Origin of the sequence: Paenibacillus athensensis, from assembly GCF_004514475.2 — a bacterium.
Classification (GTDB): Bacteria; Bacillota; Bacilli; order Paenibacillales; family NBRC-103111; genus Paenibacillus_AL; species Paenibacillus_AL athensensis.
Genome location: NZ_MYFO02000006.1, coordinates 72,694 through 92,256 on the forward strand (window position 1 = coordinate 72,694; position 19,563 = coordinate 92,256).

Annotated in this window: 18 protein-coding genes and 1 riboswitch; of the genes, 6 read left to right on the plus strand and 12 right to left on the minus strand. The window is 54.6% G+C overall.

Annotation, left to right across the window (positions count from 1 at the left end; genetic code table 11):
- Positions 1-30 precede the first annotated feature (30 nt).
- Together B5M42_RS13000 and B5M42_RS13005 are read left to right on the plus strand one after the other, a co-directional pair.
- On the plus strand, positions 31-1,176 hold the full coding sequence (locus tag B5M42_RS13000) for an AAA family ATPase (RefSeq protein ID WP_134751076.1): 1,146 nt from the start codon (positions 31-33) through the stop codon (positions 1,174-1,176).
- Positions 1,166-1,936: a hypothetical protein gene (locus B5M42_RS13005; protein WP_134751074.1), complete on the plus strand. Its 771-nt coding sequence runs from the start codon at positions 1,166-1,168 to the stop codon at positions 1,934-1,936. Before B5M42_RS13000 ends, B5M42_RS13005 begins: the two co-directional genes overlap by 11 nt.
- 67 nt (positions 1,937-2,003) lie before the next feature.
- Here B5M42_RS13005 and sdhB read toward each other — a convergent pair whose 3' ends face one another.
- The 3 genes from sdhB to B5M42_RS13020 are packed head-to-tail and all read right to left on the minus strand — an operon-like array spanning position 2,004 to position 5,207.
- On the minus strand, positions 2,004-2,768 hold the full coding sequence (sdhB, locus tag B5M42_RS13010; protein ID WP_134751072.1) for a succinate dehydrogenase iron-sulfur subunit: 765 nt from the start codon (positions 2,766-2,768) through the stop codon (positions 2,004-2,006).
- A gap of 2 nt (positions 2,769-2,770) precedes the next feature.
- Complete coding sequence (sdhA, locus tag B5M42_RS13015) at positions 2,771-4,531, minus strand: succinate dehydrogenase flavoprotein subunit (protein WP_134751070.1); 1,761 nt, start codon at positions 4,529-4,531, stop codon at positions 2,771-2,773.
- A gap of 16 nt (positions 4,532-4,547) precedes the next feature.
- Positions 4,548-5,207 (minus strand): succinate dehydrogenase cytochrome b558 subunit, encoded by a 660-nt coding sequence (locus B5M42_RS13020; protein ID WP_134751068.1) that lies wholly within the window; start codon positions 5,205-5,207, stop codon positions 4,548-4,550.
- Positions 5,208-5,464: 257 nt separating this feature from the next.
- On the opposite strand from B5M42_RS13020, the gene B5M42_RS13025 reads away from it, so the two are divergent.
- Positions 5,465-6,355 carry a LysR family transcriptional regulator gene (locus B5M42_RS13025; protein ID WP_134751066.1) on the plus strand — a complete coding sequence of 297 codons (891 nt, stop codon included), beginning with the start codon at positions 5,465-5,467 and terminating at the stop codon, positions 6,353-6,355.
- 88 nt (positions 6,356-6,443) lie between these two features.
- Here B5M42_RS13025 and B5M42_RS13030 read toward each other — a convergent pair whose 3' ends face one another.
- From B5M42_RS13030 to B5M42_RS13040, 3 genes are read right to left on the minus strand one after another with little or no spacing between them, the layout of a single operon-like run.
- Entirely contained in the window at positions 6,444-7,700 is a 1,257-nt protein-coding gene (locus B5M42_RS13030; protein WP_134751064.1) for a cation:proton antiporter, read from the minus strand.
- On the minus strand, positions 7,700-8,359 hold the full coding sequence (locus tag B5M42_RS13035; RefSeq protein ID WP_134751062.1) for a potassium channel family protein: 660 nt from the start codon (positions 8,357-8,359) through the stop codon (positions 7,700-7,702). The genes B5M42_RS13030 and B5M42_RS13035 overlap by 1 nt, the downstream gene beginning before the upstream one ends.
- Before the next feature lie 12 nt (positions 8,360-8,371).
- Positions 8,372-9,727, minus strand: a complete 1,356-nt coding sequence (locus tag B5M42_RS13040; protein ID WP_134751060.1) for a TrkH family potassium uptake protein — start codon at positions 9,725-9,727, stop codon at positions 8,372-8,374.
- Positions 9,728-9,782: 55 nt separating this feature from the next.
- Positions 9,783-9,919, minus strand: a riboswitch (cyclic di-AMP (ydaO/yuaA leader).
- Between the two features lie 238 nt (positions 9,920-10,157).
- Between B5M42_RS13040 and B5M42_RS13045 the strand changes: the two genes are divergently transcribed.
- Positions 10,158-11,762 carry a CPBP family intramembrane glutamic endopeptidase gene (locus B5M42_RS13045; RefSeq protein ID WP_230632907.1) on the plus strand — a complete coding sequence of 535 codons (1,605 nt, stop codon included), beginning with the start codon at positions 10,158-10,160 and terminating at the stop codon, positions 11,760-11,762.
- A 293-nt stretch (positions 11,763-12,055) separates the two neighbouring features.
- Here the strand turns inward: B5M42_RS13045 and uvrC are convergent, their stop codons facing one another.
- From uvrC to B5M42_RS13060, 3 genes are all read right to left on the minus strand, one after another.
- Positions 12,056-14,026, minus strand: coding sequence for an excinuclease ABC subunit UvrC (gene uvrC / locus B5M42_RS13050; RefSeq protein WP_134751056.1), 1,971 nt, complete (start codon positions 14,024-14,026; stop codon positions 12,056-12,058).
- Positions 14,027-14,221: 195 nt separating this feature from the next.
- Positions 14,222-14,533 carry a thioredoxin gene (gene trxA, locus B5M42_RS13055; RefSeq protein ID WP_134751054.1) on the minus strand — a complete coding sequence of 104 codons (312 nt, stop codon included), beginning with the start codon at positions 14,531-14,533 and terminating at the stop codon, positions 14,222-14,224.
- Positions 14,534-14,648: 115 nt separating this feature from the next.
- On the minus strand, positions 14,649-15,065 hold the full coding sequence (locus B5M42_RS13060; RefSeq protein WP_134751052.1) for a MerR family transcriptional regulator: 417 nt from the start codon (positions 15,063-15,065) through the stop codon (positions 14,649-14,651).
- A 205-nt stretch (positions 15,066-15,270) separates the two neighbouring features.
- Between B5M42_RS13060 and B5M42_RS13065 the strand changes: the two genes are divergently transcribed.
- A complete protein-coding gene (locus B5M42_RS13065) occupies positions 15,271-15,417 on the plus strand; it encodes a YqzM family protein (protein ID WP_134751050.1) in 147 nt (48 codons plus the stop codon).
- 91 nt (positions 15,418-15,508) lie between these two features.
- Here the strand turns inward: B5M42_RS13065 and dnaI are convergent, their stop codons facing one another.
- The 3 genes from dnaI to B5M42_RS13080 all read right to left on the minus strand — a co-directional run bounded on the left by dnaI (position 15,509) and on the right by B5M42_RS13080 (position 18,541).
- Positions 15,509-16,459, minus strand: coding sequence for a primosomal protein DnaI (dnaI, locus tag B5M42_RS13070; RefSeq protein ID WP_134751048.1), 951 nt, complete (start codon positions 16,457-16,459; stop codon positions 15,509-15,511).
- 42 nt (positions 16,460-16,501) lie between these two features.
- Positions 16,502-17,995 (minus strand): replication initiation and membrane attachment family protein, encoded by a 1,494-nt coding sequence (locus B5M42_RS13075; protein ID WP_134751046.1) that lies wholly within the window; start codon positions 17,993-17,995, stop codon positions 16,502-16,504.
- A gap of 261 nt (positions 17,996-18,256) precedes the next feature.
- The gene (locus tag B5M42_RS13080; RefSeq protein WP_209280667.1) at positions 18,257-18,541 is read right to left on the minus strand and encodes a YuiB family protein; all 285 of its coding nucleotides are present in this window, start codon (positions 18,539-18,541) and stop codon (positions 18,257-18,259) included.
- Positions 18,542-18,719: 178 nt separating this feature from the next.
- On the opposite strand from B5M42_RS13080, the gene hemQ reads away from it, so the two are divergent.
- A complete protein-coding gene (gene hemQ / locus B5M42_RS13085; protein WP_134751042.1) occupies positions 18,720-19,466 on the plus strand; it encodes a hydrogen peroxide-dependent heme synthase in 747 nt (248 codons plus the stop codon).
- Positions 19,467-19,563: the final 97 nt, after the last annotated feature.

Below are 19,563 nucleotides of genomic sequence, written 5' to 3' on the forward strand. Positions count from 1 at the left end.
GGATAAAATATTAAGAAAGGAGCGCTGGCCATGCTAAGTAAACTTACGGTAACGAATTTTTTGTCCTTCAAAGAGAAGACCACTTTTGATTTACATGCGACAGGCTACAAGGTTTTGACGAATGCAAATATAAATAATGATGTTTTAAAGGGTTTGATGTTCGTAGGTGCCAATGCTTCCGGGAAAACGAATATCATTAAAGCTTTAAAAATGTTACTCGACTTGCTTTTCGCAGAAAAAACAGTCGACCTCGGTGGAAAGCGGTGTCTTTTCTCTGAGCAGTTTACGTTGATTCTGGAGTACGAATTTCAAATCGCTAACCAGAGGATTACTTATTATATTGAATACGATGAACTGCAAGATAGCCTGATTGAGAAATTATTTGTGGGAAGCGACTGCTTGATCAACCGGATCGGAAGCAACGCTGAATCGAAAATAACGGATACGAAAATGTATACGGACATCGATAACCATTCCTTATTTCTCAGAGAAATCTTTTTTAATACCCGATTCAGGAACCACGATTTGTTGAAGCAATGGTTTGATTTTCTGTTGAATTCGGTTTTTATGGATGGCTATAAAGAAATCATTTTTTCGCCGGGCAATGTCAGCTTGGAATTGGATGACTACTTGAAAAAACGTGGTGCAGAGGAGATCAACGATTTTTTTCAAAAGCACAACTTCCATCAGCGAATCGAATATTCGGAGAAAAGTGAAGGCCGAATGTTTAAAATCCAGAATGCAAGGAAAATCGTCTTCTTTAAACGCCAAGGAGTAGGAGAACCCATTCCGTTTGCACTGGAATCGTTGGGAAATCAAAAACTGATAGCGCTATTGCCTGTATTTTTTCATACAATCAAAAACGGCGGCATGCTCATTATCGATGAGTTCAGCAGTGGCTTGCACAATTTTCTGGAGGAATTGCTGGTCAAATACTTCATGAACCATTCCTCCAACGCCCAATTGTTTCTGGTCTCGCACTCAACGAACCTGCTTTCCAACTCGCTTCTTCGACCGGATCAGATTTACGCGGTAGACTTCAAGGGAATCGAAGGAAGTAAAGTAAAACGATTTTCCTCCGAACAACCGCGAGTAGCGCAAAATCTCGAAAAAATGTACACCAGCGGTGTTTTCGGCGGCATTCCTGATTTTAGGGATGAAGTTCATGAAAATTAATCCGGACAAAAATATCGGCAAGGTGCTGATTATTGTTGAAGGTTTGAAAACCGAGTTTTATTTACTGCGGAAGTTGTTCACGCAAATTTTTGATTATACCTACGAAAAGCTTGACCGACTGGATAAATATCAGAAGTACAACGAAAAAGAAGGCATCGAATCGTCAATTTTTGTGATCAATACAGAGAACAGTGCGATCTCCTATATTAACAACAGCAACGAATATATGAATGCATTGTTTGAACGATTGATTGAAAAATATAAATTTCCGGTAGACCGGGCGGCTATTTATTATCTGTTCGATCGGGATATCAAATCCAATACAGATGCCCATTTCATCAGCGACTTGATTGGCGCTTTAAGCAGCTCCAGAGATGTGAACGAGATGTCCATGATGCAGGGGCTGTTGCTGCTCAGCTATCCATGCATTGAGAGCTACACGGCTGCCAATTTTATCGATAGGACCATCGATCTCCACTTCGATACCGGCGAGAACCTCAAGCAATTTTTACATCAGAATCATGTGAATCAAAGCAAAATCACTCGGAGCTCTGTATTGAAAGCCGTTGAAGAAATGGAACTTGGTCTACGGGAAATCGGAGTAAGCGAATACGACATCGATGATTTTTCGCCGACTAACCGTCAAGTCTTTGAGCATCAAGAGGAATTTTATAGCAGCAACAGCAAGTTGAAATGCTTGAGTTTATTGTCTGTCATTCTGCTGGATTTGGGCATTATCGAGCTTGATAGCGATGAATAAAAGCACGTAAAAAAGCCGCTCCGCGCAGATAACCTGCAGCCGGAGCGGCTTTTCCTTCAGGCCGGCGTTACACGCCCAGCCATTTTTTAAACAGATGCTTCGTCGTGTCGGCGTTCATCGCCGCAATTGACGTCGTGAGCGGAATGCCTTTCGGGCAGGAGCGCACACAGTTCTGCGAGTTGCCGCAGCCTTCAATGCCGCCGTCGCTCATCAGCGCTTCAAGGCGCTCTTCGCGGTTCATCTCACCCGTCGGATGGGCGTTGAACAGGCGCACCTGAGAGACAGCCGCCGGGCCGATAAAGTCCGTTTTGTCATTGACGTTCGGACAAGATTCGAGGCAGACGCCGCAGGTCATGCACTTGGACAGCTCGTACGCCCATTGGCGCTTCGATTCGGCCATCCGCGGTCCTGGACCGAGATCGTACGTGCCGTCAATCGGAATCCACGCTTTGACCTTCTTCAGCGCATTGAACATCCGGCCGCGGTCGATCACGAGGTCGCGCATAACCGGGAACGTCTTCATTGGGGCAACGCGGATCGGCTGCTCCAGCTTGTCGACGAGCGCCGAGCACGCTTGGCGCGGCTTGCCGTTGATGACCATTGAGCAAGCGCCGCACACTTCCTCCAGACAGTTCGATTCCCAGCATACCGGGGTCGTCTTTTGTCCATTGGCGTTAAGCGGATTGCGCTGCACCTCCATCAAGGCGCTGATCACGTTCATGTTCGGGCGGTAAGGAACCTCGAACTCCTCCGTATACGGCTTCGAATCCGGGCTTTCCTGACGAGTCACGATAAACTTGACTGTAGACTTGGATGCGGTCGTTTCAGCCATGATTAATGTCCTCCCTTCTTCTTATCCGTGGAGTAGTCGCGTTTGCGCGGCGGAATCAATGAAACGTCGACGTCCTGATACGAGATTTGCGGGCCATCCGGCGTCCATTTGGCCATTGTCGTTTTCAGGAATTTGTCGTCGTCGCGTTCAGGGAAGTCCGGCTTGTAGTGAGCGCCGCGGCTTTCGTCGCGCAGCAGCGCGCCAAGCGTCATCGCTTCGGCCAGCTCGAACATGTTCCACAGCTGGCGGGTGAACGCCACGCCTTGGTTGTTCCAGCGAGAAGCGTCGTTGACGTTGATTTTCGTATAACGCTCTTTCAGTTCCTTGATTTTGTTGATCGTATCCTGCAGCTTGCTGTTGTAACGGACAACCGTCATGTTGTTGTTCATCCAGTCGCCCAGCTCCTTGTGGAGCACGTAGGCGTTTTCGGTGCCGTCCATTTTCAGCAGGCTTTCGTAACGCTCTTGATGACGTTTTTGCTCGCGATCGTATACGGTGGACGATACGTCTTCAGCGTGCTTATCCAAGCCGCGGATGTATTCCACCGCTTTCGGGCCGGACACCATGCCGTCAAAAATCGCCGACACGAGCGAGTTCGCGCCCAGACGGTTCGCGCCGTGATGCTGGTATTCACATTCACCGGCTGCAAACAGACCCGGAACATTCGTCATCATATTGTAATCGACCCACATGCCGCCCATCGAATAGTGAACGGCCGGGAAAATCTTCATCGGAATCTTGCGCGGGTCGTCGCCCATGAACTTCTCGTAAATCTCGATGATGCCGCCGAGCTTGACGTCCAGCTCCTTAGGATCCTTGTGCGACAGGTCGAGATACACCATGTTTTCGCCGTTGATGCCCAGCTTCTGGTCGACGCAGACGCTGAAAATTTCCCGCGTCGCGATGTCGCGCGGCACAAGGTTGCCGTAGGCCGGGTATTTTTCCTCAAGGAAGTACCACGGTTTGCCGTCCTTGTACGTCCAGACGCGTCCGCCTTCGCCGCGCGCCGATTCGGACATCAGGCGCAGCTTGTCGTCGCCCGGAATGGCCGTCGGGTGAATCTGGATCATCTCGCCGTTGGCGTAATAAACGCCTTGCTGGTACACCGCGCTTGCCGCCGTACCTGTATTGATCACCGAGTTGGTCGTTTTGCCAAAAATAATGCCAGGACCGCCTGTAGCCAAAATAACGGCATCAGCCGGGAACGTCTTGATCTCCATGCTGCGCAGATCCTGTCCTGCGATGCCGCGGCAGACGCCTTCATCGTCGAGGACTGCACCCAGAAACTCCCAATGCTCGAACTTCGTGACCAGACCCGCGGTTTCCCAGCGGCGCACTTGCTCGTCGAGCGCGTAAAGCAGCTGCTGGCCGGTTGTCGCGCCGGCAAACGCCGTGCGGTGATGCTTCGTACCGCCGAAACGACGGAAGTCGAGCAAACCCTCCGGCGTCCGGTTGAACATCACGCCCATCCGGTCCATCAGGTGAATAATCCCCGGAGCCGCTTCGCAAAGCGCCTTGACCGGAGGCTGGTTGGCGAGAAAGTCGCCGCCATAAACGGTATCGTCAAAATGCTCCCACGGGGAGTCGCCTTCGCCCTTCGTATTTACCGCACCGTTGATGCCGCCTTGGGCGCAAACGGAGTGGGAACGCTTCACGGGAACCAGAGAGAACAATTGCACGTGAACTCCGGCTTCCGCTGCTTTGATGGTTGCCATCAGGCCGGCCAGACCGCCGCCTACGACAATAATTTTCGAATTCGCCATGTTAGTTCACTCTCCCTTAATGTCCCGCTTGCGCTGCTGCCGGCAGCTGCTCGAATTCAGTGCCCGTAAACGATACGAGCGACATGATGAACATAACCGCCATCACGACAAAAACGCCCATCCAGATGTACGTCGAAATTCGCTGCGCGCGCGGTCCGACCGTAATGCCCCAGCTGACCAGGAACGACCACATGCCGTTACTGAAGTGGAACACGGCCGATACGATCCCGATCACATAAATCGTGAAAAGCACCGGATTGGTCGCAATGTCGTGCATCGTCATGCCCAGCTCGCTGTGCTCCACATTGCCGAAGGCCACCTGCAGGCGCGTTTCGAAGAAATGCCAAGCAACGAACAAAAAGGTAATAACGCCCGTGACCCGCTGCAAAAAGAACATCCGGTTACGGAAATAGCCGTAATTCGACACGTTGTTGCGCGCCTGATAGGCGACATAAAGGCCGTAAACGGCATGGTAAAGAAGCGGAAGCCAAATGCCGAAGATTTCCATAAACAGCACCAGCGGCAACCCGTTCAGCCAGTTGATTTGATCCACGAAAGCGGCGTGGCCCTTGACGGCTTCATAGTTGGTGAGCAAATGCTCGATCAAAAAGAAACCGACCGGGATGACCCCCAGCAAAGAGTGGATCTTGCGAAAATAATACGAATTTCCGGTCATTGAAGCAATTCCCCCCTAAATTGTAACATCCGACATCGTCAGACAAGCCACCTATCATTGTACTCCCGCTCAAAAGGAGCGTCAACCCAGAATCATCCACGCCTATTGTGCCATCCTGCAAGCGGTTTATACGGCGAATGGACAAATATGTGAACAAGAAGTGACATGTACATCGTACCTCTTTCTCGCTTATAATGGAAGTGCTGTTTTTTTATAAACGCTTATAACCAATATGCATATAAAAAGGAGTTGCCGTCATGGAACTGTTTGACGTGTTTGCCGTTGTAGTCGAGCAGGCCAGTCTGAACAAAGCCTCGCAGGTGCTGAACCTGTCGCAGCCGGCGCTGTCGCGCAAAATCATGAAGCTCGAAGAGGAGCTGGGCGTCGAGTTGTTCGTTCGCAAGGGCAAGCGGCTCGCGCTGACCAAAGCCGGCCAGCTGTGCTATGAGCACGCGCTGGAGCTGCGCCATCTGGATCGCAAGTTCAAGATGGCTCTGGTCGCCTATAAAGCGGCAGGCAAAATCGGCTCGATCCGGCTTGGCGCAAGCCTGACCACGCTGCAGGCGACGCTGCCGGACCTGATCACCTTCTATCTCGGCGAATTTCCGCTCACCGAGATCAAGCTGCTGACCGGCAAAACACATGAAGTCGTTACGATGGTGAAGGAAAACAAAGTTGACGTCGGCGTGGTCGCTTCGACGATCAAGGTGTCCGGCCTGCGCTGCGAGCCGCTGTTCGACGATCATCTTTGCCTTGTGCTGCCGCTCGGGCATCCTTGCATCGACCGCGCAGCTTTGGATGTGAAGGATTTGCATGAGCTGCCGATGATTTTATTTTCCAAAGGCACGTGGTACCGCGTCCTGATGGACGAGCTGTTTCAGCGGTATGCGGTAGCGCCGGAGGTGCAAATGGAGATCGATTCGTTCGAAGCGATCATCCGGCTCGTCTCGACGTGCAAGACGGCCACGCTGCTGCCGAAATCGTATTTGCGCGACGACTTGATCCGCAACAACGAGCTGGTGCTGCGCAATCTGCCGGAGCTGGAGCAGACGACGCGCACCACATCGCTCCTGTTTGCGGAAGACGCCGCACGTGAGCCGGCCGTGCGGCAATTCGTCGACAAGTCGCTGGCGTACTTCAACAAGTAGCGGCGCGGCAGCTTCGATAGCCAAAAACCCCGACGCCTGAGGTGCCGGGGTTTTGCTGCTTCTATGAAGCCTGTACGTCTTCTTGCTGTCAGGCATGTCCGTCCGGCTCCGCTTCGCCCGGCTTGAGCTCCAGCCCGAGCTTGCGGGCAACCCACGCCGTTGAGCTCGCCTGAAACACAATAGTCAGCAGCACCGCCATGAAGGTTACGCTGGCGATGATATCGCTGTGCGGTACGCCCAGACCCGCAGCAAGCCCCGACAACGCCGCCGGGATTACGCCGGTTTCGCGCACCCAGAACATAAAGACAATTTCGTTCCACGTCCACTTGGCGCGGCGGTCGGGCAAGGTGCAAATCAGCACCGTCAGCGGCCGGGCAACGAACATAAACACCACGATGATGCCAAGGCTCGCCCAGCCGTATTTCCACAAAGCGGCGAAATCGACCTGACTGCCCAGCAGAATGAAAATCAGCATTCGCATGATGACAGTAATATTTTCGGAAAAATGGCTCATCTCATGCAGCTTGTCCTGCATATCAAGCTTGAACGTCCCCGCGTTGCCCCAGATCAGTCCGGCCGTAAATGTGGCCATAAAGCCGCTCACATGCAGCCACTCTCCGGCCAGATACGCGCCAAGCGCTGTGACGATCATCGCGATCGTTGCATAATCGCGCAGGAAGCCAAGCTTCAGATGCGCCGTAATATACGTCAGCACCAAACCAATCACACAGCCGACCGCCAGACCTCCCAGCGCCGTTTCGGCAAACCGGACGATGCCCGCGCCAATGGTGATATGCTCCGTGCCAAGCACTGCAGCAAGCAGCGAGAACGTCAGAATCGAGCCGGTCGCATCGTTGAACGCCGACTCGCTTTCCACGGTTTCCCGCACCTTGGTGCGAATGCGCACCTGCTTGAATACGGGAATGAGCGTCGCCGGATCGGTCGAGCAGATGATCGCCCCCAGCAGCAGCGCCAGCAGCCACGGCAAGCCAAGCAGCCAATGGGCGATGACGGCCACAATCGCGCAGGTGACCAGAACGCCGGGCACGCTGAGCAATGCGATCGTGACCCAGACGCGGCGCAAGCCGGATAAGCGGATGTTCCGTCCCCCGTCGAACAAGATCAGCGCAGAGCCCATGATCAGAATGAACTGGTTCGTAAACGACGTGCTCGTCTCGCTCACCCAATGAAAGCCGCGTCCGACGACGATGCCGGCGATCATGAACAAGGCGACATCCGGCAGCTTCAGCCAGCTCGCCAGCTTGCCCGAGAACATCCCGACGCCAAAAATCAAGATCAGCAGCAGCAGCACCTGATCAACGTGCAGGGAAACCGCATTCTCCATCAGCCGATCACTTCGCTTTCAAACTGTTCGATCTGATCGTTCGTGCCAATAATCACCATCACGTCCTTCTCATTGACCACGTCGGTCGCCATCGGCGCAATAATGACGCCGCTTTGTTTATTGATCGCCACGACGCTGCAGCCGTACTTGGCCCGGGGGTCCAAATCCTTGATTGATTTGCCGCACAAACGCCGCGGCACCGACAGCTCGGCAATCGTATAGTCCTTGGATAACTCGATGTAATCGAGCAGATTCGGCGAATTGAGCTGGTGCGCCACGCGGATGCCCATGTCTCGCTCCGGGAAGATAACGCGGTCGGCGCCAATCTTGGTCAGCACCTTGCCGTGCAGCTCGGACAGCGCCTTGGCCACCACCTGCTTGACGCCAAGATCCTTGAGCAGAATCGCTGTCAAAATGCTTGCTTGGATATCGTCGCCAATCGCCACCACAGCGCAGTCAAAGTTGCGGATGCCGAGCGACTTGAGCACTTCCTCATCGGTTGAGTCGGCGACAACGGTATGCGTCAGCACCGCGCTCATTTCATCCACCTTTTCTTCATCTCTGTCGATGCCGAGCACCTCATGGCCGAGCTTGATCAATTCTTTGGACAAGCTGGAGCCGAAGCGGCCGAGCCCGATGACTGCGTACTGACTTTTCATGCCTGATATCCCCTATCCAATCGTAATTTTGCCTTCCGGGTAGCGGTAAAGCTCCTTCTCCGGCTTTGGCTGTAAGGCGTAAGCGAGCGTAATCGGCCCGAGGCGGCCGGCAAACATCATAACGCTAATCATGATTTTGCCAAACACCGTCAGCGCGGGCGTCAGCCCCATCGACAAGCCGACTGTGCCAAACGCCGAGGTCACCTCAAACAAGATTTTCAAAAATTGCGCATCCTCGGTCGTTGACAGCAGCATCGACACGAAGATCACAAGAAACAAGGCGATCATAACAAGTGTAATCGCTTTGAGAATACGATTTTGCGCCAGGCGGAAGCGGAAAATGACGATATCCTCTTTGCCGCGGATCATCGCAATCATCGCGCCGATTAGAATGGTAAACGTCGTCGTCTTGATCCCGCCGCCGGTCGAGCCCGGCGAGGCGCCGATAAACATCAGCACGATGATGAAAAATTGCGAGGCCTGTCGCAACGAGCCGATGTCCACCGTATTCGGCCCGGCCGTACGCGGCGCGATTGACTGGAAGAACGACGCCAGCACCTTGCCGCCGAGATGAAGCGGCCCTAGCGTTTTGGTATTTGTATATTCGAAGACAAAAATAACGATCGCCCCGAATACAATAAGGAAGGCGGTCATGCTAAGCACGACCTTGGAATGCAGCGACAGCTTGCGGGTTCGTTTGAACTCCAGCAAATCGGAAATGACGATAAAGCCGATGCCGCCGCATACAACGAGGCTCATCGCCGTTACGTTCATTACAAAATCGTTCGCGTAGCTCGTAAATGAACTGAACGGGCCGGTAATCGGGCCGAACAAGTCGAAGCCGGCATTATTAAACATCGAGATCGAATGCCAGACACCGTAATAAAGCGCCTTCGGAAAATCGAGATCAAAGCTCAGCCGCGCCGTAAACAGCACCGCGCCAATCGCTTCAATGCCTAGCGAGTACAGCAGCACCTTGCGGATTAGCCGCACAATCCCTTCCATGCTGCCCTGATTCAGCGCCTCCTGCAGAATGAGCCGTTCCTTCAGCGTTATTTTCTTTCGCAACACGAACGCAATCAGTGTCGACATGGTCATGAAGCCGAGACCGCCCAGCTGAATGAGCAAAATAATCACCACTTGACCAAACGTCGTAAAGCTGGTGCCAGTGTCAACGACAACCAGACCGGTCACGCAAGTCGCCGAGGTTGCAGTGAACAAAGCGTCAATAAACGGCAGCGTGCCGCTCCCGGTCGTCGCGATGGGCAGCATAAGCAGCAAAGTTCCGCATAGAATGATGCCGGCAAAGCCCAGAACCAGAATTTGCGGAGGCATCAGCCGCAGCAGCGGATTTTTAATTTTTTTCATAAGTCCCCCTGTACACACAAAAAAGACACTGGAAATCCAATGCCTTGAACGGTTATGGTTCCTGACGCAAAGCCTACGAGGTTAGCTGACGGATTCGGATGCGTGGATCACCCTATTTGCAGCCCGGCTGCAAAATTCACCCCAATTTCATGGTTCCCCCGTTTTCGTAAAGAAATTCGGCTTTTTATTCAATTGATATGAATTATATCGCTGTTTCCGCTTTAAAGACAAAGTCATTTTCGGCGGATTTGGGCGTATTTTCCGAGCATGGGACACGGTTTGATAAGCTGGACAGGAACTTCTGCTGCAAAATCTCGCATTTACCCTCATTTGCGAGCGCTTTGAAGGCAATTGGCATTCTTTTTGATCTATGTTAAGTTAAGGGTAACCGATTTTCCAATTTGCTGCTGAAGGAGCTGCTTTGTTGAACGTGCGATGGAATCGCTTTTTGGTGCTGCTGGCCGCGATTGGCCTTGTGCTTTATTTTGGCGTGAATGCGCTCTATCATCAGCGGGCGGACCTGGAGCCACCGACCGAGGACCCTTCGATTACGAAGCAGGATGCTGCGAAAGCGGCAGCCGATTTTGTGCGCGAACGCTTTGATACGGGAGAGCCGCGAACGTTTGTTTATTATCAGACGGAAAAAACGCGCAGCGGTTACCTGCAAAAAACGCACCTGCTCAGCGCCTACAATCAAGCTTACGGCGAGCGTGTTCCGCTCGATTATTACGAAGTGGAGCTTTCGACACCGCTTGAGCAAGCGCATTATTTTGTCAAAGTGAACTACCATACCGGCGACATTGTCGGCTGGTCTACCCGGGCCGGCGGCAACGGGCCCGTCCGCTTGCCAGACGGTCAAACGGAGCGCCAAGCCGGCGAAGCGCTGGTCGCGCAAGGCTGGGACCCGGAGGACTTCAAGCTGCAGCCGGCCGATACCCAAACCCCGGGGCAGCTGGTTTATGAAAAAACGAGCGGAACGATCGGCGAAGCCAAGCTGCAAATCCGCCTATCGTTTACAGAAAACGGCGAGCTGTCCGTCTACGAGCCCGGCTTTTCGATCCCCGAAACGGAGAAACAGTGGCTGGAACGTCAGGACAAATCGGCTTCGATCATGACCTGGATCAGCACCGGCTTCAGCGTACTGTTGGCCATCGGCGGCGTCATTGCCGCCATTATCGCGCGCAAGCGGATGAATTTTCGCAAGGGGCTTTTGCTCACCGTCCTCTTTACGACGATATATATCGTCAACAACCTGAACATGTACCCTTCCTTTAAAGCGATGATCGGAACCGACACCTATCCGGGCGCAGCCATCTTCGGCATGGTGTTCGTCAATTTCGCGACGCTGCTGATGGCGCTGTGGGTGTATATCTCGTTGGCCGCAGGCCACCAGCTCTGGGAGCAGGCCGGGTTGACCCGGCTGTCTTGGCCAGGATGGCGCGAGCCCGGCTTTGGCCGCAGCGTGCTGAGCGGTATGGGGCGCGGCTATTTGCTGGCGATTTTCCTGCTTGGCGTTCAGCAAGCCCTGTTCTATACGGGCGAAACCGCCTTCGGCGTCTGGTCGGTCAATGATGCGAGCAATTCGCTGCTCAACCTGCTCGTCCCCGGCCTGTTCCCGCTGATGGCGTGGGCAGCGGCGATTTCCGAGGAAGCGGCCTACCGGGTGTTCGGCATTGCCTGGTTTAAAAAGCTGCTGCGCTTCGATTTCATCGCCGTGCTTGTGCCCAGCGTCTTTTGGGCGGCCAGTCACACGCTATATCCGATCTATCCGGTGTACACCCGGCTGATCGAGGTAACGGTCATCGGCGTCATTCTTGGCTATGCCTATTTGAAATACGGCTTTATGACAACGCTGTTCGCCCATGCCTGCATGGACAGCATTCTGATGGGATTGTCGCTGCTCGGGATAGGTGATGCCGGACATGTCGTGCTCGGCGCCTTCTACGTGCTGCTGCCGGCGCTGATTGCGCTGGCGCTGGCTTGGCTGCACAAGCGGCGCGGCAACAGCAGCAGCGCGGTCGAAACGCCGGCTTGACGGCGCTGCGCAGCGGAATGCTGCAGCCGCAGGCCAAAAAGGGATGAAGCAGATACGCTCTGCATTCATCCCTTTTTTTGCGGCTGGGCCGGCAGCGCTGCTGCGGTCGCCGGTCCTGGCGGCACGCTCGCGGAAGCGCCAGCCGGTTCCTGAGGCAGCTTATCTGTCCCCGCTCGCAGCCCGCTCCCGCACCGACAAGCCCTGCCTCTGCCCCGCAGCCCGCTCCGCCGCTCTGCCTCGCCCGCATTCGTCCGCGCGCCGGCATCCGCCCGCTTCGCCTTCCGCCGCAGCGCTCACTCCGCTCCCGTCGCCGCAGCTTCGCCGGCCCCGTCCGGCTCCACCGGCGTCCGGTCCGGCTCCGGCTCCGCCTCGGCGTCGCCGCGCAGCGCGCGCAAAATCTCGCCGGCCAGCTTCGCCCCGATGCCCAACTCCTTGAAATCGTCAACCGACGCTTCCTTGATTTTGCGCACCGAGCCGAAATGCTTGAGCAGCGCCTTGCGCCGCTTCTCGCCAATGCCGGGAATCGCGTCCAGCTGCGACACGACCATCGACTTGGCGCGCGTCTCGCGGTGGAACGTGATCGCAAAGCGATGTACCTCGTCCTGAATGCGCTGCAGCAGGTAGAACTCCTGGCTGTCGCGCGGCAGCGGCACGACCTCCGGCGGATCGCCGGACATCAGCTGCGCCGTGCGGTGCTTGGCATCCTTGACGAGACCGCACACCGGCGTGTACAAGCCAAGCTCGTTCTCCAGCACGTCAATTGCCGCCGAGATTTGCCCCTTGCCGCCGTCGACAACGATCAAATCCGGCATCGGCAGCTGTTCCTTGAGCACCCGCTCGTAGCGGCGGCGGATCACCTCGCGCATCGTTTCGTAATCGTCAGGCCCCTGCACCGTCTTCACCTTGTACTTGCGGTATTCCTTGCGGTCCGGCTTGCCGTCGACGAACACAACCATCGCCGACACCGGATTCGTGCCTTGAATGTTCGAGTTATCGAACGCTTCAATCCGGCGAATCGTTCCGGTGCCAAGCAGCTGCCCGAGATTCTCCACGGCCTTGACCGAACGGGCCGCATCCCGCTCCAGCATACGGAACTTCTCGTCCAGCGCCATGCGCGCATTATCCCGCGCCATATCGACCATTTGCTTCTTCAAGCCGCGCTGCGGCACGTATACCTTCACCTTCAGCCACGACTCCAACGCCTCGCGGACGTCCTTCTCCTCCGGCGCCAGCGCAGCCGCCGACTCGCCTTGCTCCCCGTTTGCGCCCTGCTCCGCCCGCACCGCTTCAGCCGCAGGCAGCGGCGGCAAAAAAATCTCCTTGGGCAGCGCCGGATTGTCGCTGTACATCTGCGTCACATACGAAATAAAATCATCGTACTCCTCGCCGTAATACGGGAACAGCGATACATGCCGCTCGATCAGCTTGCCCTGACGCATATATTGAATGTGTACGGCCATCCAGCCCTTGTCCACGGTATATCCGAACACATCGCGGTCCACCGCATCCACCGTCGTAATTTTCTGCTTCTCCATCACGGCGTCGATGCTCATAATCTGGTCGCGCAGCTCCTTGGCCCGCTCGAAATTCAGCTCCTCCGACGCCGCCAGCATCTTGTCGGTCAGCTCTTTCTTGATCTCCTCGTGCCCGCCGTTCAGAAAACGCGCGATCTGCTGCACCAGCTTGTCGTTCGTCTCCGCCGGCACCTCCTGCACGCACGGCGCGAGACATTGCCCCATATGATAATACAAGCACACCTTGTCGGGCAGGGTTTTGCACTTGCGCAGCGGATACAGCCGGTCAAGCAGCTTTTTCGTCTCCTGCGCGGCGTACGCGTTCGGGTACGGACCGAAATATTTCCCCTTGTCCTTGTACACCCGGCGCGTCACTTCCAGCCGCGGATGCTCATCGTGCGTAATTTTGATATAAGGAAATGTCTTGTCGTCCTTGAGCAGCACATTGAACCGCGGGTGATGCTGCTTGATCAGATTGCACTCCAGAATGAGCGCCTCCATATTGCTGGAGGTGATAATATATTCAAAATCGCGGATCTCGCTGACGAGCCGCTGCGTTTTTGCATCGTGACTGCCGGTAAAATAGGAACGGACCCGATTTTTCAGCACCTTGGCCTTGCCGACGTAGATGATCGTGCCCTCGCGATTTTTCATCAAATAGCAACCGGGCTTGTCCGGCAGCAGCGCCAGCTTGCCGCGGATCGTCTCCAGACTGCGTTCCTTCGCCTCGCGTTCTTCCTCTCCACTCATGCTCCGCTCTCCTTTCCCGTGAAAAAAATCCCCTTGCCCCGTCTGCCAGAACGTCAACCGCTGACGGGGCTCCCGCTCCTTGACGATTCGGCAGCCGCCTCTTCGCCAAGCCTGCGGAGCAAACGAAAAAACCCTTTCTCAGCATAGCAGAAAAAGGGCTTTTTCTCACGACTTTTCTGACGTGAACGGTGAAGCTTAGTAGCGGCTAAGAACGCCTTTCAGCGCATCCTTCGATTGGAAACCAACCACCTTATCCACCGGCTGGCCGTCCTTGAACACGATCAGCGTCGGAATGCTCATTACGCCGAAGCGGGCAGCGGATTCCGGATTGTCGTCCACATTGACCTTCGCGATTTTCACGTCGGCCATTTCAGTCGCCAGCTCTTCCAGAACAGGCGCAATCATTTTGCAAGGACCGCACCAAGGCGCCCAGAAATCAACGAGAACCTTGCCGGAACCCTCAACCTCTGTGTTAAAATTTTGGTCGGAAACATTTACAATTGCCATTGGAAGTTCCTCCTTCATAGAGTGTAAAATATAGCATCAAGTAGGATTGTAGCTACTGATGTTGTCAACATGTAAAGTATACCACATCGCTTGCCCATTTCAACCGAACCGGCGGCTAGTGAATCGCTGGGTTATCGTCCATTCGCGGCGCAGCGGCTGCAGGCGCTTGCTGCTCACCGCCATTGCGATCCTGCTGAATGTAGATGATCCGGTCCTTCAGATTGGCCTGGATCAGCTCCAGCATTTCCATCTGCTTGTTGATTTGCTGCAGCCGCTCCTCGTAGATCGGCAGCAGATCGTCGCACATCGCTTCCGGGTGCTTCATCACGCAATTGAGGAAACCTTCAATCTGCTCGGTGGTAAAACCAAGGCTCAAATAAAACTGGATCGTCTTGACCCGGTCCACCGTCATCCGGTTGAAATTGCGGTAGCCGTTCTCGCCGCGTTCAGTGGCGATCAGGCCTTTTTGCTCGTAATACCGCAGCGACCGAACGCTCGCTCCGGTTAACTTCGACAGCTCGCTGATCCGCATGGCGTTCACCTTTTCCCTTGATCAAGTGGATGTTCTTATTGTAAACCATGACACTAATGTCATAGTCAAGCGCTATTTTGCCCGTTTTTGTCCGCCAGCCACAACACATTGTTTGCACAATTGTCACTTTCATCGGCTTTACAACTTTCCTGCAAGTTGGGTATACTAATCCTATGTTAAAGACGGACATTGGGGGTACACAAAAATGAGCGATCCTAAGCATCCTGAGCTTCACGTGAACGAAGAGCCAAGAAACGACTTTATGGATACGGCCATCGGCTTCGGCGCCTTTTTCGGCATCCTGCTCGTCATGGGCATTATCGCCACAGTGATCAAGCTGGTTCAAGGCTAATTTCCGCTATACAGACGAAAGACCTCCCGATTCGGGGGGTCTTTTTGCGTGGCTGACCGTCTGGTCCGCGAGCCGAGAGGCCCGTCCGACGTTACTCCGCGCGTTTGTTCGTGCCATTGACGACAACCACATCGACGTAATGCCGAATGCGGTCCATAATGCGCTGGCCTTTATACACCTCGTCGCCGTCCTTGCTCGTGAAGCTGAAATGCTTTTCCAGACCGGACAGCTCATAATTCGAGGTAAAAAACGTCGGCTTGCGGTTCATCCGGTGATTGAGAATCGCTCCGATCACATGATCGCGCAGCCACGGATTCAAATTCTCCGCCCCGATGTCGTCAAACACGAGCAAATCCGTTTCCTTGAGCAGCTCGATCGTTTCCTTGAGCTTGTACGGCTCCTGGAACATCCCCTTCAAATCCTCGGCAAAATCCGGCATGTACACAATCGCCCCGGTCAATCCATGCTTGGCAAGCTGGTACAGCATATAACACATCAGGAACGTCTTGCCTGTGCCGAAACGTCCGGTCAAATACAGGCCGCGCGTCTGCAAGCCCTCTTCGATCGTGCGGGTCACATAAGCGCTGATTTGATCGACGGCAATAGCTCTCTCCAGATCTTTGTCAAAAATATCTTCAAACGAATAGCTTTGACTGACCATCCGCGGATCGACATGAAAGGTGCGAATCCGGCTGCTGATCGCGTCCTGCACCTGCTTGGCCGTAAACTTCTTGCAAGACACCTTCTCCTCGTGAATGTACGTCCGCTCGCCGGTCGTCTCTGCCGTCAGCATCGTATAGTGGCCGGTCATATCGTTCGGACAGCGCTCAAGCCCCGGGCAATTCGAACAAGTGTGGTATTCCGTGACGTATTGGTACAGCTTGTTCATATTGATTTTGATCGTGTAGTCGTCCACTGTCGGGTATTTCTGGCGAAATTTGCGGATCAGCGGGTCGTCCAGCACCTGACGGATGCGCGTCTCGGCATTTTTTCTCCATGAAGCATCCGGCATCGATTTTAAAATATCGGATAGCGATTCCACTGTGTCCACCTCTCTTCATCAGCGTTGCTTGGCTTGGCCAAGCTAGCGATTCAGCTTCTCATCGAGCATTTGCGCACGACGGCGCATCGCCTGAAGCTCCTCGTCCGTCGGCCGCGCCGAGGAAACGGCCGCCTCGGCAATAATCGGAATTTGCGGCTTCTGAATGCCGCCGCGCCGTCCCCGCGTCGCTCCGCCGCCGCCCGCCCGCGCCGCTTCGGCTTTGGACGCCGCCTTCTCCTTGAAGCGCAGCTTCTCGCGCACATATTCAACCGCCTGCTCATACGTCGTAATCTGCTTGCCGAGCATGTCCGACGCCACCGCCTCAATCGACGACTTGGCCCATGAGCGCCGGTCGACGTGCAGGAAGTGGATCAGCACATTGATCACTTCCATATTCAGCTTGTAGTTCAAATCGATTTTTTCGAAAATATCGAGCACCCCGTCAGGCGTCGCGCCCTGCGTGAAAAACTTTTTCAACACAAACGGATACTGCTCGTTGCGTAAAATAAAGTTGTACTGATGGTCGGTGCATTCGCCGCGCAGCACCAGCGGCACCTCCAGATAATACTGCATCTCCACCGGCTTCTCGTCATCCGCTTCCTGCTGCTCGCCGCTCTCCAGCCGGCCCAGCATCCGCTCGTTCTCCTCGCCGCGCTTTTTTCCCTGACGAAACAGCAAATTGGCGCGATATTGCAGCAAATCCGTCTGCAGCTCGCCCTCCTCATTAAACGCCCCGTCCTCATCCAGCAGCCGGCACACATCAGACACAGCCAGCCGGTACTTCTTCGCCATCATATTGATCGCCGCCATTTGGTCCGTGCGGAAGCGCAAGCCCTCCACGAACACCCGATTGGCCGAGCCGCGCGGAAATCGCGTGATCAAATCGGCATAATCCAGCGCCTTGCTCGTCACGTCCAGCGTCCCGTTTTCTGCGGGCTGACGAGTCGCCGACGCCTCGTACAACGCTTGCTCCAGCTCATAATCGATCACCTGCGTATTCAAGCGGAACAGCTCATAGAAAGGCACCGACAGATTCTCTCCCTGCGCTCCGCGGCATGCCTGAGGCTCCTCAGCGAGCAGCTCCTCGCGCAGCGACAGCAGCATGAACTTGCCAACCTTGTCGCGAAGCAGCAGCGTCAAATGCTGGTTGCGAAAAAATTCATGCGGGCTCAGCGGCGCCGCCAGCATATATTCAAACACATAATCGTCTTCATCCGGCAAAAATTTACGCGTCGTCTGCAGCAGTCCGATCGCTTCCAGCTTCGACGTCGTTTCGATAAAAAACTTCCGACCGCGCTCGCCCGGCTCCAGCTCCAACAGCAAAAACAGCTTGCGCTGCTGCTCCAGCGCTGAGAAGCCTACGCGATCCGCGCCAATCTGCTGATACAGCGTCTGGTACACACTCATGGCAAAAGCGCCAACCATCGGTTGATACATCAGGGTCAGCATCTTCTGATCCACGCTGCTCAACGAGAATTCGCGGCCGACGTAGAAGCGGTGATTCTCCGTAAAATGAAGCAAATTCGTCATGCGCATACCGTTCTCAGCCCCATCCCGCCATCTTCCGAAACTACCTGAAATTTCGTCTCTATCTACCAGTTTACCACAAAAATCGACAGCCTGGCATCGTCCGCCGCGAAAACAATTTTTCCAACCGGCGCTTGCGCCGCTCTGCTCTTTTTCCGATATATGTAAAAAAATCCCCTGCCGGCATCGTCCGCCCGCTTCATATCGAAGCCGAACAGCCCTGCCGCATGGGGATTTAAAGCAAAGAATGCGCCTGTTGCACCACAGTCATCAAAACATTTTGAATCCGCGTTGTCTGAGCGCCTTGATCGCGGTGCCGCTCAACACGGCGCCAATCAGCCCGCCTACGCCCGGCGTGTAGTCCACGTAAGTGAATTCAGAGAGGTTGGACAGGAACGTCCCGGTGCCGACCGACCAGTATACAATCAGCCCGATGACCAGCGCGACATACGCGTAGATCGGAAACCACGTCGTTTTCATCAACATATTCAAAATAAAGCCCAGTCCGAAAAACAGCACGAGCATCAGAACTGTGGCAATGATCATTTGGACCACTTTGTTCTCCTCCTTGTATCGCGTTCCTTTTCTATTGTAATCGACCCGCCAGCGCAGGTAAAGTGTACACAAATTGAACATTTGCCCGTCACCCTTTGTTCATTTGCCCTTTGATCATGAATTGGATACAATGTAGGGGACTAAGCGCGGGAACCGCATTTTTGAGGGAGGATTGGCGATGAGTGAAGCCGTACAAACGCTGGAGGGCTGGTATGCGCTCCATGACTTCCGTCTGATTGACTGGAACGCATGGAAAGCCGCAAGCCCGGAGCACCGCAAACAGGCTGCGGACGAGCTGCAATCGTTTTTGCAGCAATGGCAGCAAACGGAGGACGACAAAACCGGCAGCACAGCCGTATACAGTATCGTCGGCCAGAAAGCCGACTTTGTGTTCATGCACCTGCGGGAGACGCTGGAGGAGCTGAACGCGGTAGAGAATGCGTTCAATAAATCGGCATTCGCCGAGTTTACCATTCCTGTATACTCCTATGTATCGATTGTGGAGTTGAGCAGCTATTTGGCCAAGCCGGGCGTTGACCCGCTGGAGGACCCGGAGCTGGCTGCACGCCTCAAACCGATTTTGCCGAAAGCGAAGCATATCTGCTTCTATCCGATGAACAAGCGCCGTGACGGCGGCGACAACTGGTACATGCTAAGCAGCGACGAACGCAAAACGATGATGCGCAGCCACGGCATGATCGGCCGTCAATACGCCGGCAAGGTCAAGCAAATCATTACCGGCTCCGTCGGTCTCGACGACTGGGAATGGGGCGTGACCCTGTTTGCCGAAGACGCGCTGCAGTTCAAGAAGCTCGTCTATGAAATGCGTTTTGACGAAGTCAGCGCCCGCTACGGCGAGTTCGGCGAGTTTTATGTCGGCAACCTGCTGCAGCCGGCTGCGTTTGCGCAGCTGCTGGAGCTGTAAGCCTCTTTTACAAGTAAAGCCCCCATTCCGGCGGCAGTACGGACGTTCATCGCGAATTCCGTCTGCGGGATGGGGGCTTTTTTCATCTTATTCAGGT